This is a genomic window from Acinetobacter sp. 826659 (genome assembly GCF_000588515.1).
Lineage (GTDB): Bacteria > Pseudomonadota > Gammaproteobacteria > Pseudomonadales > Moraxellaceae > Acinetobacter > Acinetobacter pittii.
On sequence record NZ_JFYD01000005.1, the window covers coordinates 103408 to 118366 of the forward strand.

Sequence of the window (14959 nt, forward strand, 5' to 3'; positions counted from 1 at the left end):
ACCAAAATGCAAGAGGATAATAATATGCAGGCGGTAGTTTACCATAGCGATGATATTCGAGCATGGGAGCGGCGCTGGTTTGCTGCGCAAAACTCCCCATTAGGTTTAATGCAACAAGCGGCTTGGTCAATTGCCCAGCAACTTATTGAGCTTTTTAAAGATCGGCCTATCAAGAATATTGCTGTTTGGTGCGGGCAAGGCAATAACGCAGGTGATGGTTACTTTATAGCAAGTTATCTGAAGCAAGCTGGATTTAATGTTGAAATCTTTGCAGCTCAATTGGGTGAGTCAACCGATTTACATTGTGCAGCGCAATTTGCTAGAGAAATGAAAGCCCAAATTCATCCAAATTTTGATATTAAAAGAACATTTGATTGTCATATTGATGCTTTATTTGGCATAGGTTTAAACCGAGAATTAAATATAGGTTGGCAACAAGTAATTCGAAAGTTTAATGAACAAGTGGGCCTAAAAATTTCGATTGATATACCGAGTGGCTTACAAGCAAATACAGGACAAGTCTTACCCTGTTCAGTAAGAACTGATCATACCTTTACTGTTTTAGGTCTTAAAGCAGGACTATTTACAGGGCAAGGTAAAGAGTACGCAGGACAAGTTCATTTAATTAATTTAATTCCTATAGACCACGAGTTGAAACCCTTAGCTTATTTGTCACCCACAAATATTAGACTTCCTCAGCGTATGGCATTTGGCCATAAGGGAAGTTATGGGCATGTTTTAGTGGTGGGTGGACATGAGCAAATGGGCGGGGCTGTTATTATGGCTGCTGAAGCTGCTTTTCATGCGGGGGCAGGCAAAGTGACAGTGGTTTGTCATCGCAACCATCATCAAGCCATTTTGTCGCGGGCACCTAATATTATGCTTCGTGATATTAATGCTTTAGATGAAAACAATATTAAAGAGATTCTATCTCAGGTCGATGCAGTCTGCTTTGGAATGGGATTAGGCCGTGACGATTGGGCAAAGCAGATTTACCAACAATGGTTTAATTTGTTAAATCAGAGTACACGCCTAGAAGTTGTTTTAGATGCAGATGCTTTATGGTTTCTGGTTAAACAGCCTGAAAAATTAAATACACATATTTATGCCACACCTCATCCTGGAGAAGCTGCTACTTTACTTGGTTGCTCTACAGCGCAAATTGAAAATGACCGAATTGCTGCAATTTATGCCTTACAACAAAAATATGCAGGCCAGTGGGTACTTAAAGGAGCGGGTAGCTTAATTTTAGAAGATAATTTGTATATCTGTACGCAAGGTAATGCTGGTATGGGAACCGGTGGAATGGGAGATGTGTTAGCAGGAATGCTTGCAAGCTTGAAAGCCCAATTCCACCAAGATATTGCGTTACATGAGATTGTTACCCTTCATGCACAAGCAGGAGACCTTTTAGCTAAAAATGGTATGCGTGGCTTGCAGGCTTTTGAGATGAATCAGGCAATTATTCAAGTCGTAAATCAATAAATTTTTAACGTCTGCGACTGCTAGAACGACTTCGCCCACGTGCCATACCACCTAAAGCATTTAAAACAGACAGTTTGCTCATACTTCCCGATGCATGAGCATGGCAAATGGCAGCAGCAAGAGCATCGGCTGCATCGGATTGAGGCTTAATCGTCAAATTAAGTAATCGCATGACCATCATTTGAACTTGTTCTTTATCGGCAGCGCCATAACCAACCACAGACTGTTTAATTTGACGGGCAGTGTATTCTGCAACTTGTAAATCTAAATTCACTAATGCGGCTATGGCAGCACCACGGGCTTGTCCTAGTTTTAAGGCAGAGTCTGGGTTTTGAGCCATAAAAACTTGCTCAACTGCAGCTTCAGTTGGACCATGGAATTTCACAATTCGCTCAACGCCAGCAAAAATACGTTTTAAGCGTTCTGGCATTTCTTGAGTTTCTGTTCGGATTGTACCGGCATCAACAAAACGTAGTTTACTACCATCTTTTTCAATGATTCCATAACCTGTTAAGCGTGAACCCGGATCAATACCAATAATCAATGCCATGTGAATACTTATATAAATAGTTTAGAGAGTATTGTTACATAGCCAAAAAGGTTCTGCATGCGTAATTTAAAGAATGCTGCGATGAATGGTTATTTTTCGGTTTTTATCGAACCAATTTATATCTTTAAAATCATTTGATGTAATTCTATTTTAATGGAATACTTATCTATAATTTTGGAATTAAAGTTTATCGGTAGATGGAAGATATTAATATCCGCATTGCGCAGCAAGTGCGTGAAATACGTCTAGCGCGTGGATATACCCTAGATATTCTTGCTAGTCGATGTCAGGTAAGCCGTTCTGCAATTTCACTCATTGAAAGAGGAGAAGCGAGCCCTACAGCTGTTGTTCTTGAAAAGCTAGCAAATGGTTTAGGGGTGCCTTTGACTCAGCTATTTGATTCCCCCCAGAATACTCAATCGCCTCAACCTATGGTACGGCGTACTCAACAAGCAGAATGGAAAGATCCAGAAACGGGATATATTCGCCGTCAAGTTTCGCCACCAAATTGGAAATCTCCATTTCAAATCGTTGAAATTGAATTTCCAGCTCTGTCACGAGTTACTTATGAAACAAGTACGAATTCTAAAGTTGTATTACAGCAAATTTGGGTGATAGAGGGGCAAATTGATATTCAATTGGGTGAAAACTTTTATGCTTTACAAGAGGGGGATTGTTTGGCGATGCAATTAGATCAACCGATCATATATAGCAATCCTTCTTCTAAAGCTGCTCGATATATTTTAGTTGTATGTAATGAGCTCGTCTCTATTCTTAAGGAATCTTCATGATTAAAAATCTTAATCCAAATTTACGTTTAATCGATTGTCATGAAGCTACACATGCAAAGGCTATATTAGATATTTTGAATGAAGCAATTATCAATTCTACTGCTTTGTATGACTATTTGCCGCGCTCTGAAGACTCAATGAAAAATTGGTTCGGGGTTAAAAGGGAAAATGGTTTTCCTGTCATTGGTATTGTAGATGAGACAAACAAGTTATTAGGTTTTGCAAGTTGGGGAACTTTTAGAGCTTTTCCTGCCTATAAATATACGGTCGAACATAGTATTTATATTCATCATGAACATCGTGGCGGCGGATTAAGCAAAATTTTAATGCAAGAATTGATTAAGCGTGCTCAAGAGGCAGACTTACATGTATTGATAGGCTGTATTGATGCAACTAACCAAGCAAGTATCGGTTTACATGAAAAAATGGGCTTTATTCATGCAGGTACTTTTAAGCAAGTCGGTTTTAAGTTTGGCCAATGGTTAGATGCTGCTTTCTATCAGTTAAATTTAAATACACCGCATACGCCAGTTGACGGATAAATAATAAGGTTTTCAAATTTCAAGTTTTAAAATAACCCAGTTTATAAGGATGAATATAAGCTGGGCTATAAAGTTCAAATTATAAAATACCTAGCTGCTCTAATCCCTTATAAGCAATTTCTTTTCGAATAGAACTAGGTATGCCTTTTTTCATTTCTAAATTGAGTGAGAACGCTACAATTTCTCCTTGAGGTTGAACGACCCAGCCTGTTAACCAGCCCACTTGAGGCTCCACATCCCATCCCCAACCACTTTTGGCATAAATTTTCCGTCCATTTTTTTCTTCTATGAACAGCATAGATTGAACTTGTTCTTGCACATTTTTGCTAAAAGGAAGAGTTTTATGGGCTAGTTCATAAGCAAACTGGGCTTCTTGTTGAGGTGTAATTTTAAGTGGACCAACAAGCCAAAAATCATCTACTGTTGAACCAATATCAGCATTACCGAAACTAATGCGTTTTATCTCTTTAGACATAAGATCAAGGCCAATTCGTCGAGCTAGTTCCTGATAAACTGGAATAGCAGAAGCTTTCATCGCATCGCCTAATGTCATGTCTTTTTCCCAATCGGGAAATAAACGCTTTTGCCCATCCCATTTAAACACTTCAGTTGGTGTTGCTTTATGATGCTCAAGTCCAATCAAAGCATTTAACATTTTAAAGGTAGAGGCGGGAACATATTCGGTTGATGCTCTTTTAAGATCATTGCCATAGACTTCCTCTATTTGCCCACGTTTTATAACTAAAACACCTTCAGTTTGTGCTTGATCAAACAATGATTTAATTTTCTCTGAGTTTTTATTGGTAGAAATTGACTGTATTTGATGCTGTTCTACCGTATTAAAAGAACATGCCGATAAAAACATCGTACCAATGGCAAAGAAAAGAGCTTTTTTAGTCATGAGTCTATGTGGGTTTAAAAGAGTTATTCTTTAATTTAACTTGAATAGAAGTCCTTTTAGATAGAGAAAATGTAAGTTATTTAGGAAATTCTATATCTATGCACTACTTCTTAAAATTTTATAAAACAACTATATAAATAAAGAAATATATCCAATTTTTCTAAGAACCTAAGTTTTCAACTAGACTAAAAAACTGCTTTCTTGAAGGACTTTCCGTTTAACTAGAGTAAAAAAATTAAAATCTAATTGAAGTCGCACTTGATAAACTTGATACAGCACTCATTAATAATAAAGCATGTTTGTTTTTATCGAGTTAAAATCAAATGTACTCCAGTATTGCAGACTCTTGTTGATCCGATAGCGTTGTTAATTTTTAGGAATTAGACAGAACTATCAAAGCTAAGAGGAACGCTTATACCTTATTTATAACTTAGGTAGGGTTGGGTCAAATAAAACTGCAATGAATTTTCTTTTTGAGATAGATAAAGTTTTACATGAATTTACTTCTTATTGTAGTTCTGGGCGCGATTGTTGAAATTGCCGTATGGATTGGTGTAGCACAGTTCATCAGTGGATGGTATGTGTTCTTTTGGTTCATTCTTGCTTTCTTTATTGGTTTGGGGCTTATTCGCAGAAGTACTGCTGGTATTATGCCTCAATTACAGCAAATGCAGATGACTGGCCAACTCGGTAATGACCCAACAGTAACTAAAAAACTTGCTTATGCTTTTGCGGGTTTCTTATTAATGTTGCCAGGCCTTGTTTCTGATGTGTTAGCGGTTTTAATTTTGATCCCTGGTGTTCAAACTGCTTTCCGTAATATAGCCATGAGAACTCTTGCAAAACGCCAACAAGCTATGATGGATAAAATGATGGGTGGTATGGGCGGTAATATGGGTGGGCAAAATCCATTTGCTGATCTAATGCGCCAAATGCAAGATATGCAGAATCAACAAGGTGGGGGCAGTCAAGGTCAATACCGTGATTCAAGCATTATTGACGGAGAAGCGCGAGAAGTCACTCCAGATCATAAGAAAATTGAACATAAAAATAGGGATTAATAAATACCTTATCTAAAGGCCTAAACCTCTAAAGTTTAGGCCTTTTTTATTTTAAGAAGATATAAATTATTTAGTTAGATGTTCAGTCACAACAGAATCTGTTTGAGCCACTTCAGTTGGGCTTTCTTGTGGTTTTGTTTGAGGTTGGTATTTGTTTGAAGCTAAGGCTGTTTGCTTATTTTCAGATTGTTGATAACCTCGGCTTCGGTTGGCTCGTTCGCGAAAGCCACCTTTATTAATGAGCTTTGTATGTGACATGCATTTGCCTAAAATGTGAGATTATTCGCTTATTTTAACAAATTTGGCAAAATATCAAAATAAGAAAAATAGTCCTATAAAAATAATATTTAACTTATATATATGTTTTTAATTAATATTTTTTAATTGACTCAATTGTTCATCCAGATTGAATTATCTATTCATTTCACATAGGATAAATATAAAGGATGTATAAATTAAAAAATGTAGCAAACCTATTAAAACAACAACGGTTGAAATGAGGGAAGGAGGGTTACCTATGCTATATCAATACCATTGTGCGTGTTGCGACAAAGTTGTGGCATCGACTGATAAATCATGTCCATATTGTGGTTCACAACATATTCGAAGCCCGTATGGCTTATGGATGTTTTGTGTGATGGCTTGTCTAGCTGTTGTCGTTGTATTTAAAGTTGTCCATATTTATATCCAGAACCATCAAGATACTCCAACGCAGTCAACTTTACTGGATGTATTAAATCAGGATGATAAAACGACAAGACAATAGATTTTGATTACAGCTACAAATAATATGGCGTCAAGGATGATTGCTAGAAGATTAAACCCTGCATACCATAAAATTTGAACTATAAATAAAAAAGCCCGCTCAATGGCGGGCTTTTTTACGATTTTATTTTAAAGGCCAGCAGCATCTTTAAGGGCATCAACTTTATCAGTTTTTTCCCAAGTAAATGCAGAGTCGGAACCTTCGCGACCAAAATGACCATAAGCCGCAGTTTGTTTGTACATTGGTTGAAGAAGATCCAACATACGAGTAATACCAAACGGTCTTAAATCGAAATGATCACGTACAAGTTGAATAATCAACTCATCAGAAACTTTTGCTGTACCAAAGGTATTAATTGAAATCGAAGTAGGTTCTGCTACACCAATTGCGTAACTCACTTGAATTTCACATTTGTCAGCAAGACCAGCGGCTACAATATTTTTTGCAACATAACGACCAGCATAAGCAGCAGAACGGTCAACTTTAGATGGATCTTTACCAGAGAAAGCACCACCGCCGTGACGAGCCATACCGCCGTATGTATCAACAATAATTTTACGACCCGTTAAACCACAGTCACCTACAGGGCCGCCAATAACGAACATACCTGTTGGGTTAATGTGGAACTTAGTAGCTGCATGGAACATTTCAGCAGGAATGATCGGTTTAATAATTTCTTCAATAACTGCTTCTTTAAGCTGGCTTTGAGAAATTTCAGGATCGTGCTGAGTAGATAAAACAACGGCATCTAGACGTACAGGCTTGCCATTTTCATAGGCAAAAGTAACTTGGCTTTTTGCATCTGGGCGTAACCATGGCAGGGCACCAGAACGGCGAAGTTCAGCTTGACGCTCCATTAAGCGATGAGCATAAGAAATCGGCGCAGGCATAAGCACGTCTGTTTCACGGCTTGCATAACCGAACATTAGGCCTTGGTCACCAGCACCTTGATCTTCTGGTTTTTGACGGTCTACACCTTGAGCAATTTCAGGTGATTGTTTACCAATCATATTGATTACAGCACACGTTGACCCATCAAAGCCAAGATCAGAGTGGTGATAACCAATACCGTTAACAGTATTACGAACAACAGCTTCAACATCAATATTAGCAGTCGTTGTGACTTCACCTGCAAGTACAACAGCGCCTGTTTTTACCAGTGTTTCACAAGCAACACGTGCGTATGGGTCTTCTTTTAAGATTGCATCCAAAATAGCGTCGCTAATTTGGTCGGCCATTTTATCGGGATGACCTTCGCTTACAGATTCCGAGGTAAAAACAGCGTACTCGCGCATGAAAGTCCTATCTTGGTTATTTCAAAAGACATAATATGTTACATCGACTTGAGCTTGAGGACCAGTTCATACTGACTAAAAAGCATGAATTTATTTCATTTATAGTGTGTTTTAATTGATAAGTGTATTAGCAAAATTGATATAGAAAGCTTTAATTTAAAGTATTTATATTTTAACAACTTGTTGCTAGTGTATTTTTTAAACATATAACTTAATAAAAATCTTAAATATCAGAATTTGAATTTTAAAGTAAAGAAACATGATCAACGTATACAGGATTGGCTAACTATTTTATCTATATATCAAAAGCTAACAAGATTAATGTTCTTATATTTAGTCGTTGTGCAGAAAAATGAACACTGTTTTGTATAACTTAAAGATTCAAATGTTTTTTGTGTAACCAAGAAACGGTTAAAAATAAAGAAATATACCGTGTTGGGGTTTACCCTAGGCCTTTTTTTTAAGACAATATAGCGGCATTGAATGGTTATTCATCTTCTTCTTTTCATCAATCTATTAAAATTGGATTCTGATCTATGACGACCCCTTTAAACGAACGTCGTATTGCAAATGCAATTCGTGTATTGGCAATGGATGCTGTGCAACAAGCAAACTCAGGGCATCCAGGTGCTCCAATGGGGATGGCAGATATTGCTGACGTCGTCTGGCGTGAGTTTTTAAATCACAACCCAACAAATCCACAATGGGCAAACCGTGACCGTTTCGTTTTATCAAATGGCCATGGCTCAATGTTGCAATACGCTTTGCTTCATTTAACAGGTTATGATCTTTCAATTGAAGATTTAAAACAGTTCCGTCAATTGCATTCTAGAACTCCTGGTCATCCTGAATATGGCTATGCACCAGGTGTAGAGACGACAACTGGTCCTTTAGGTCAAGGTATTGCTAATGCTGTTGGTTTTGCTTTAGCAGAAAAAACATTAGCTGCTCAATTTAATAAAGATGATTTAAAAGTTGTTGACCATTTCACTTACTGTTTCTTAGGTGATGGCTGTTTAATGGAAGGTATTTCTCACGAAGTATGTTCTTTAGCTGGCACCTTACAACTTGGTAAATTGATTGCTTATTATGATGATAATGGTATTTCAATTGATGGTGAAGTAGAAGGGTGGTTCAGCGACGATACAGAAGAGCGTTTCAAAGCCTATGGTTGGCAAGTTCTTCGTGTAGATGGTCATGATGCTGATGCGATTCGTCAAGCGACAATCGAAGCAAAAGCTGAAACTCAGAAACCAACAATCATTATGTGTAAAACGATTATTGGTTTAGGTTCACCGAATAAGCAAGGTAAAGAAGACTGTCATGGTGCGCCATTAGGTAAAGATGAAATTACTTTAACTCGTGAAGCATTAGGCTGGAACGAAGAAGCATTTGTTATTCCTGCTGATGTATATGCTGCATGGGATGCAAAAGCAAAAGGTAGTGAATCTGAAGCAGCTTGGAATGCGGTATTTGCACAATATCAAGCAAAATATCCAACTGAAGCGGCTGAGTTACTTCGTCGTATCAGTGGTGACTTACCAGCAGAATTTGCAGCGCAAGCAGATGCTTTCATTCGTGAAACAAATGCGAAAGGCGAGACAATTGCAACTCGTAAAGCAAGCCAAAATACATTACAAGCATTTGGTCCTTTATTACCTGAATTGTTAGGTGGTTCCGCTGACTTAGCAGGTTCTAACTTAACACTTTGGAAAGGTTGCCAAGGTGTTCAAGAAAACCCAGCGGGTAACTACGTATATTATGGCGTACGTGAATTCGGTATGACTGCAATCGCTAATGGCGTTGCTTTACATGGCGGTTTCGTTCCTTACGTTGCAACATTCTTAATGTTTATGGAATATGCACGTAATGCGGTACGTATGTCTGCCTTGATGAAACAACGTGTAATTCATGTTTATACACATGACTCAATCGGTCTGGGTGAAGATGGTCCAACTCACCAACCAATTGAACAAATTGCCTCATTACGTGGTACACCTAACTTAAATACATGGCGCCCTGCGGATACTGTAGAAACTGCAATTGCTTGGAAGTCTGCTTTAGAACGCAAAGATGGCCCTACAGCACTTATTTTCTCTCGTCAAAACTTGCCGTTCCAAACACGTTCTGAAGAGCAAATTCAAAACGCTGCAAAAGGCGGTTATGTACTTGCTCAAGAAAAAGGCGAATTAAAAGCGATTATTATTGCAACTGGTTCAGAAATTTCTTTAGCAATGGAAGCTTATGCACAACTTGAAGGTGTGCGTGTAGTTTCTATGCCATGTGCAGAAGAATTTATGAAGCAAGATGCCGCATACCGTGAAGCAGTATTGCCAGCTCATATCCGTGCGCGTGTTGCTGTTGAAGCGGCTCATGTTGACTATTGGTGGAAGTTCGTTGGACTTGATGGCAAAGTAATTGGTATGACAACTTATGGTGAGTCAGCACCAGCAAAAGATTTGTTCCAATTCTTTGGTATTACGACTGAAGCTGTTGTTGCAGCTGTAAAAGAATTAACTGCTTAAATATTAAAGTAGTGTAAAAAAGCGCTTTAGATAGAGCGCTTTTTTATTTGAGAAGTTAAATAGTGAGTTCTGTTTGGATATTAATCTGAGAGGTTAATAACTTATGAATAGGGCAATTCTCTGCAACTTTTAGTAATCGCTTATGCTGGTCTTCAGTAAATTCACCTTTGAGTGTAATTTTTCGTTCAATATTATTTTGGCCTTTTTCAGGTTCGCCATTAGGGTTTAATGCTAAATCCACTTGAACATGATCAAGCTTAATACCTTTAAGATTCGCATACATTTCTAATGTAATTGTAGTGCAAGCCCCTAAAGCGGCTAATAAAAGCTGAACCGGGTTCGGAGCTGTATCTTGTCCACCTTTATCAGTCGGTTCATCTGCAAACCATTGATGACCTGAAGGATCGGTAAGAGTTACTCGATATGGGGTAGAAGTACTTTGTGCTTGGGCTGTATTAACCATGTTTTACCTTGTTATTCATCAATAAAATCGTAATAAAAATTAATAAATCTGAAGCTTCGAATAGAAGAATATCTAAACTTTATAATATTGTTTTTGAATAACAACTGTAACGCTTTTATTGTTGCATGGATGAAACATATCGTTTTATAAAGAATAGTGAATTAAATTACTTGATGTATACACTAACGACTATATCAATAAAGGATACGAAAAATGCATCTTAAAACATTAAGCTTCGGTTTGGCAGTAGCATTGGCTAGTTCAGTTACTTTAGCTGCGCCAGTAGACTACAAAATTGACTCAACACATACGGCTACTGTTTTCTCATGGAATCACTTTGGTTTCTCTACTCCAAGCGCTAACTTCTCCGATATCCAAGGTGTAATTAAAGTTGATAATGCTAAACCCGCAAACTCATCTGTAAATGTGACTATTCCTTTAAGCAGTGTAAATACAAACGTACCTGCTTTAGATAAAGAGTTCCAAGAAGAAGCTTGGTTTTATGCTGCTAAATATCCAAATATTACGTTTAAAAGTACGAAAGTTGAAACCAAAGATAAAAAGCACTTTAAAATTACTGGTGACTTAACTGTTAAAGGCGTAACTAAGCCAGTTGTACTTGACGCTGTTTTAAACAAGCAGGGCGAGCATCCCATGGCTAAAGTTCCAGCGATTGGTTTTAATGCCACAACTTCATTCAAGCGTTCTGACTTTGGTTTAGGAAGTTATGTACCGAACGTTGGTGATAAGATCACTGTAAATATTACGACAGAAGCAACTGCCGCTAATGCAGCTAAAAAATAAGTTATAAGTTTTCTTAAAAGCCCTCAAATATGAGGGCTTTTTTATTTAGACTGGCTCTTTTTTATCTGGATCTATAAATTCTAGGGGTGCTGAAGGATCGATATTTCTTTTCTGCGATTTTTCTCTTAAAAACTGGTAAGTAGGGACTTTTCTTTTTGCCTGATCGCGCAGTTTCTTTTTAATATAAAGAACCAGAGCAAAACATGTAGTTGCAACGGTCAGCATCATACCATTCATATAGCTCATGATTGAGCTTACATAGCCAATAGTCGTTAAGCGATGCATCATACGTTCAACTTGAGTGCTACTTTCAATGCCCGTAATTGCCCAACTACATAGATGTTCGCAATTATTAATAATCAAATGATAGTGATTTTCATGCATACGTGAGCGCATTCGGCGAACGACAATCTTTCCTTTATAACGAGGTCTATCATAAGAACGAACGTGTATTCTTTTGCCATGTGAGAACGCATCTATTGAGGTGATTTCAATCGGGCGTTTTTTGACGAAATGAGCTAAGCCGGAATAATGGATAACTCGACCTCTCCCTGCATATATACCATGATGGCTATAGCCGAGATGCTTTACGATGAGGTGAGCCCCTAAAGGGTAGCGTTTATTCGGTTGTTGCATGCTTACGCTGATCCAATAAAGTGTAAATGGCTTTTATTGAAAAGCTGCTAAACATTATAACCAATATCAGCAATTTGCAGTGTGTTGATTACGTCGAATGAAGGAATTTGATGCATATTCAATCTATTTATATTTCTTGTATATAATTTAAGAACTTAATATGAAGGGAAAATGTCATGTCAGGTGTTATTCAATGAAATGGGTCGTCGGGTGCTTAGCTTTATATGGGCTTTTGTTTCAGTCTGCATATGCTATAGCACATCAGCAGATTAAAACGGTAGAAGGTGATCAGTACGATGTGGTCTCGATCAGAGATTTTAAAGCATTGCGCCTGTTTTTAAGAAATCCTCATAATCAGCAATACTATAAAAGCTTTAACAAAATTAATGAACAATTAAAGCAGTGCGAGCAGCTTAGCTTTGCAATGAATGCGGGGATGTTTCATTTAGGATTTTCTCCAGTAGGGTTGTATGTTGAACGAGCTAAGGTAATTCAACCCTTAAATGAGCATAAAGGATTGGGAAATTTCTTTTTACAGCCGAATGGTGTATTAGCTTGGAATAAAAAACAGGCCTTTGTTTTAACTACGCAAAAATATAGCCGACAAAATTTGAAAGTTGATTATGCAACCCAATCTGGGCCAATGTTAGTTATTGATGGAAAGATAAATCCTCTTTTTTTACCAGACTCTCAATCAAAGAAAATTCGTAATGGAGTTGGTATACGGGATAATAAACTCTACTTTGTAATATCGAAAAATAGGGTGAATTTCTATAATTTTGCCAAGTTTTTTCAAGGAAATCTTAAAGTAGAGCAGGCCTTATATCTTGATGGTTCTATTTCTAGTTTATATATGCAAAAGAACAATCAGAATGATCAGCAATTTCAAATGGGACCAATGGTCGGTTGGGTAGACGAGTCCAATTGTGCATTGAAGTGAAATATAAAAAAAGCCAGTACAAGACTGGCTTTTTAATTAATGAATAGATGGTTTTTGAGTGAGTTCATTTAACTCTTTTCGGCTATAACCACGGGAAATAAGAACTTTTTTAATTCCCTTAATGACATCTTCATCTGTTGCTTGTGCAAGTGCACTTAGAAGTTGTTCATTAGTTTTACATGAGCAGTCATTTTCAACACAAGCAGTTTGGTTTTTATGCTCGTTATGCTGTTGATCTGCCAAGAACAGCTTTTGCCAAAAACTCATAGAGCCTTCATATACAACCTAACATAGCTCGAAATATAGCCAATCTAAAATAAAATACAAGACTCCATAAGTGATAAATCCACCAATTGAACTCGAGAATTTTCGATGGGAATGCTTGAATTAAACGAAATTATGACGAATAGATGACTTGATATTTTTTGAAAATTTAAATACTTAACTAATAAAACGTTAAAAAATAAGGAGGTATGTAGCCTCCTTATTTAAAACTTTACAATGAAAGATTTTGTTTAAATCTTCTCAAGTAAAACACCAGACTCGACATGATGCGTATAAGGGAACTGATCAAATAAGGCGAATTTAGTCACTCGATGAGTTTGACTGAGAGTTTTTAAATTTTCATATAGCGTGTCAGGGTTACATGAAATGTAGATAATACGTTCAAAACCTTGTAAAAGTTTTAAAGTCTCATCATCAATTCCTGCGCGTGGAGGATCTACAAATACGGTGTCAAAGTCATAGCTCTGAATATCAATATTTGCTTCTTGTAGACGACGGAATTCTCGTTCACCTTGATAAGCCTGAGTAAACTCTTCAGCAGATAGACGTGCTACCTGAATATTATCAATTTGGTTTTGTTCAATGTTCCATTGAGCTGCATAAACAGAGGATTTTGCAAGCTCGGTAGCCAATACTCGTTCGAACTTTAAAGAGAGCGGAAGCGTAAAATTACCATTACCGCAATAAAGTTCTAATAAGTGTTTTTTCGAACCCTCAGCTGCATCACATGCCCATTGCAGCATTTTTTTGCAAACTTGCGCATTAGGCTGGGTAAAGCTACTTTCAATTTGTTTATATTTAAATGAACGATTTAATAGTTCGAATTCTTCAACAACGAAATCATCACCAATAACAATTTTCTGGCCACGACTACGGCCCATAATTTTAATATCTAATTTATCGGCAAGTGCTTTAGCAGCTTGTTCCCATTCTTGATCCAGTTTACGATGATAAATGAGGGTAACCAACATTTCTCCGCTAAGTGTTGCGAGGAAATCAGCTTCAAATAAACGATTAGAAAGCTTGGGTTCAGCTTTGAGTTCTTCCAAAAGTTTTGGCATTAAATCATTGATGCTATGATCTGCAATTGGAAACTCATCAATGCGTACAACGGTTTTTTGCTTGTCGTCATCGTTACGCTCAAACATGGCATAGAACATATCATTTTCTGTATGCCAGATACGAAATTCAGCACGCATACGGAAATGTTGTTCAGGTGATTCAAACACTTCTAATGTAGGTGGTGTAAATTCAGAAAATTGAGTAGTAATGCGTTCAATTTTAGCTTGAAGTTGTTGACGATAAGAAGAGGTCATAGACAAAGAAAATTTAGACAGAATCAAATAGTGAATGGTATCAAAAAAATTGAGCTTACAGGAGCCAATTTTAACCAGATATACATAAGAGAAAAGAGGTACCTAAACTAGAGATGATTTAAAACGCGATTAATAAAATCTGATTTTATTGTTCTATATTGATCGGGGTCTAAATGACTACACTGTAATTTTAATTCATTATATTCATTAACCAACGTGGGTGAGTTTATAAGCTTATTTTTAAATGTTAAGAAAAATGTGAATATTGAATCCGTGACTACAATTTGAAATGCTACATCATCATTGTTGAGTGACTCGAGCATGCAAAGCTCATGTGTCCTTAATGTGTTTTGTTTTTCGATAAAGTTAAGTGTTTTTAATTGTTCTATTGCGAATTCAAATTGCTCAGACATAACTTCAATATAAATATCTAAATCACCTTTTGAAATTGCATTCGGTATAGCGGATGAACCAATATGCTCAATTTGGGCAAATGGTAGAAGTGTGGAAATGTCTTTTTGATATGAATTAAAAAGCTGAGCGCATCTTTGTTGATATTGTTCTGGTTCTAAAAAGATCATTATTAAAATCTCGAGTTT

Annotated in this window: 17 protein-coding genes; 8 read left to right on the plus strand and 9 right to left on the minus strand. The window is 37.0% G+C overall.

Annotated elements, in window-relative coordinates; translation table 11 throughout:
• The first annotated feature begins 24 nt into the window (after positions 1 to 24).
• Positions 25 to 1485 carry an NAD(P)H-hydrate dehydratase gene (locus J663_RS11510; RefSeq protein ID WP_033849816.1) on the plus strand — a complete coding sequence of 487 codons (1461 nt, stop codon included), beginning with the start codon at positions 25 to 27 and terminating at the stop codon, positions 1483 to 1485.
• 4 nt (positions 1486 to 1489) lie between these two features.
• Here the strand turns inward: J663_RS11510 and ruvC are convergent, their stop codons facing one another.
• Positions 1490 to 2035, minus strand: a complete 546-nt coding sequence (ruvC, locus tag J663_RS11515; RefSeq protein WP_002121356.1) for a crossover junction endodeoxyribonuclease RuvC — start codon at positions 2033 to 2035, stop codon at positions 1490 to 1492.
• Positions 2036 to 2232: 197 nt separating this feature from the next.
• Here ruvC and J663_RS11520 point away from each other — a divergent pair, with 197 nt between their 5' ends.
• Positions 2233 to 2826 (plus strand): helix-turn-helix domain-containing protein, encoded by a 594-nt coding sequence (locus J663_RS11520; RefSeq protein ID WP_033849818.1) that lies wholly within the window; start codon positions 2233 to 2235, stop codon positions 2824 to 2826.
• Positions 2823 to 3368 carry a GNAT family N-acetyltransferase gene (locus J663_RS11525; protein ID WP_002121393.1) on the plus strand — a complete coding sequence of 182 codons (546 nt, stop codon included), beginning with the start codon at positions 2823 to 2825 and terminating at the stop codon, positions 3366 to 3368. The genes J663_RS11520 and J663_RS11525 overlap by 4 nt, the downstream gene beginning before the upstream one ends.
• Positions 3369 to 3447: 79 nt before the next feature.
• Here J663_RS11525 and blaOXA read toward each other — a convergent pair whose 3' ends face one another.
• A complete protein-coding gene (blaOXA, locus tag J663_RS11530; RefSeq protein ID WP_033849821.1) occupies positions 3448 to 4269 on the minus strand; it encodes an OXA-213 family carbapenem-hydrolyzing class D beta-lactamase in 822 nt (273 codons plus the stop codon).
• A gap of 494 nt (positions 4270 to 4763) precedes the next feature.
• On the opposite strand from blaOXA, the gene J663_RS11535 reads away from it, so the two are divergent.
• The gene (locus J663_RS11535; protein WP_033849823.1) at positions 4764 to 5330 is read left to right on the plus strand and encodes an FxsA family protein; all 567 of its coding nucleotides are present in this window, start codon (positions 4764 to 4766) and stop codon (positions 5328 to 5330) included.
• Between the two features lie 66 nt (positions 5331 to 5396).
• On the opposite strand, the gene J663_RS11540 is transcribed toward J663_RS11535, so the two are convergent.
• A complete protein-coding gene (locus tag J663_RS11540; RefSeq protein WP_032034812.1) occupies positions 5397 to 5588 on the minus strand; it encodes a hypothetical protein in 192 nt (63 codons plus the stop codon).
• A 259-nt stretch (positions 5589 to 5847) separates the two neighbouring features.
• Here J663_RS11540 and J663_RS19480 point away from each other — a divergent pair, with 259 nt between their 5' ends.
• Positions 5848 to 6096, plus strand: a complete 249-nt coding sequence (locus tag J663_RS19480; RefSeq protein WP_002121448.1) for a hypothetical protein — start codon at positions 5848 to 5850, stop codon at positions 6094 to 6096.
• Positions 6097 to 6224: 128 nt separating this feature from the next.
• Here J663_RS19480 and metK read toward each other — a convergent pair whose 3' ends face one another.
• Positions 6225 to 7391, minus strand: a complete 1167-nt coding sequence (gene metK, locus J663_RS11550; protein WP_005069601.1) for a methionine adenosyltransferase — start codon at positions 7389 to 7391, stop codon at positions 6225 to 6227.
• Positions 7392 to 7927: 536 nt separating this feature from the next.
• Here metK and tkt point away from each other — a divergent pair.
• Positions 7928 to 9916 (plus strand): transketolase, encoded by a 1989-nt coding sequence (gene tkt / locus J663_RS11555; RefSeq protein ID WP_005076314.1) that lies wholly within the window; start codon positions 7928 to 7930, stop codon positions 9914 to 9916.
• Positions 9917 to 9971: 55 nt separating this feature from the next.
• Here tkt and J663_RS11560 read toward each other — a convergent pair whose 3' ends face one another.
• Complete coding sequence (locus tag J663_RS11560) at positions 9972 to 10379, minus strand: OsmC family protein (RefSeq protein ID WP_032057041.1); 408 nt, start codon at positions 10377 to 10379, stop codon at positions 9972 to 9974.
• Between the two features lie 213 nt (positions 10380 to 10592).
• Here J663_RS11560 and J663_RS11565 point away from each other — a divergent pair, with 213 nt between their 5' ends.
• Entirely contained in the window at positions 10593 to 11183 is a 591-nt protein-coding gene (locus J663_RS11565) for a YceI family protein (RefSeq protein ID WP_033849825.1), read from the plus strand.
• A gap of 45 nt (positions 11184 to 11228) precedes the next feature.
• Here the strand turns inward: J663_RS11565 and J663_RS11570 are convergent, their stop codons facing one another.
• Positions 11229 to 11819, minus strand: a complete 591-nt coding sequence (locus J663_RS11570; RefSeq protein ID WP_033849826.1) for a lecithin retinol acyltransferase family protein — start codon at positions 11817 to 11819, stop codon at positions 11229 to 11231.
• A gap of 193 nt (positions 11820 to 12012) precedes the next feature.
• Between J663_RS11570 and J663_RS11575 the strand changes: the two genes are divergently transcribed.
• The gene (locus J663_RS11575) at positions 12013 to 12759 is read left to right on the plus strand and encodes a phosphodiester glycosidase family protein (protein ID WP_033849828.1); all 747 of its coding nucleotides are present in this window, start codon (positions 12013 to 12015) and stop codon (positions 12757 to 12759) included.
• A gap of 36 nt (positions 12760 to 12795) precedes the next feature.
• Here J663_RS11575 and J663_RS11580 read toward each other — a convergent pair whose 3' ends face one another.
• The 3 genes from J663_RS11580 to J663_RS11590 form a co-directional block, all read right to left on the minus strand.
• A complete protein-coding gene (locus tag J663_RS11580; RefSeq protein WP_000011679.1) occupies positions 12796 to 13026 on the minus strand; it encodes a hypothetical protein in 231 nt (76 codons plus the stop codon).
• Positions 13027 to 13274: 248 nt separating this feature from the next.
• Entirely contained in the window at positions 13275 to 14360 is a 1086-nt protein-coding gene (gene trmA / locus J663_RS11585; protein ID WP_014206575.1) for a tRNA (uridine(54)-C5)-methyltransferase TrmA, read from the minus strand.
• Between the two features lie 107 nt (positions 14361 to 14467).
• Positions 14468 to 14941, minus strand: a complete 474-nt coding sequence (locus J663_RS11590; protein ID WP_033849830.1) for a GrpB family protein — start codon at positions 14939 to 14941, stop codon at positions 14468 to 14470.
• Positions 14942 to 14959: the final 18 nt, after the last annotated feature.

Bases quoted from the DNA above. Each gene is read 5' to 3' on its own strand.
- J663_RS11510 (WP_033849816.1), top strand. From the start codon at position 25: ATGCAGGCGGTAGTTTACCATAGCGATGATATTCGAGCATGGGAGCGG.
- ruvC (WP_002121356.1), bottom strand. From the start codon at position 2,035: ATGGCATTGATTATTGGTATTGATCCGGGTTCACGCTTAACAGGTTAT.
- J663_RS11520 (WP_033849818.1), top strand. From the start codon at position 2,233: ATGGAAGATATTAATATCCGCATTGCGCAGCAAGTGCGTGAAATACGT.
- J663_RS11525 (WP_002121393.1), top strand. From the start codon at position 2,823: ATGATTAAAAATCTTAATCCAAATTTACGTTTAATCGATTGTCATGAA.
- blaOXA (WP_033849821.1), bottom strand. From the start codon at position 4,269: ATGACTAAAAAAGCTCTTTTCTTTGCCATTGGTACGATGTTTTTATCG.
- J663_RS11535 (WP_033849823.1), top strand. From the start codon at position 4,764: ATGAATTTACTTCTTATTGTAGTTCTGGGCGCGATTGTTGAAATTGCC.
- J663_RS11540 (WP_032034812.1), bottom strand. From the start codon at position 5,588: ATGTCACATACAAAGCTCATTAATAAAGGTGGCTTTCGCGAACGAGCC.
- J663_RS19480 (WP_002121448.1), top strand. From the start codon at position 5,848: ATGCTATATCAATACCATTGTGCGTGTTGCGACAAAGTTGTGGCATCG.
- metK (WP_005069601.1), bottom strand. From the start codon at position 7,391: ATGCGCGAGTACGCTGTTTTTACCTCGGAATCTGTAAGCGAAGGTCAT.
- tkt (WP_005076314.1), top strand. From the start codon at position 7,928: ATGACGACCCCTTTAAACGAACGTCGTATTGCAAATGCAATTCGTGTA.
- J663_RS11560 (WP_032057041.1), bottom strand. From the start codon at position 10,379: ATGGTTAATACAGCCCAAGCACAAAGTACTTCTACCCCATATCGAGTA.
- J663_RS11565 (WP_033849825.1), top strand. From the start codon at position 10,593: ATGCATCTTAAAACATTAAGCTTCGGTTTGGCAGTAGCATTGGCTAGT.
- J663_RS11570 (WP_033849826.1), bottom strand. From the start codon at position 11,819: ATGCAACAACCGAATAAACGCTACCCTTTAGGGGCTCACCTCATCGTA.
- J663_RS11575 (WP_033849828.1), top strand. From the start codon at position 12,013: ATGAAATGGGTCGTCGGGTGCTTAGCTTTATATGGGCTTTTGTTTCAG.
- J663_RS11580 (WP_000011679.1), bottom strand. From the start codon at position 13,026: ATGAGTTTTTGGCAAAAGCTGTTCTTGGCAGATCAACAGCATAACGAG.
- trmA (WP_014206575.1), bottom strand. From the start codon at position 14,360: ATGACCTCTTCTTATCGTCAACAACTTCAAGCTAAAATTGAACGCATT.
- J663_RS11590 (WP_033849830.1), bottom strand. From the start codon at position 14,941: ATGATCTTTTTAGAACCAGAACAATATCAACAAAGATGCGCTCAGCTT.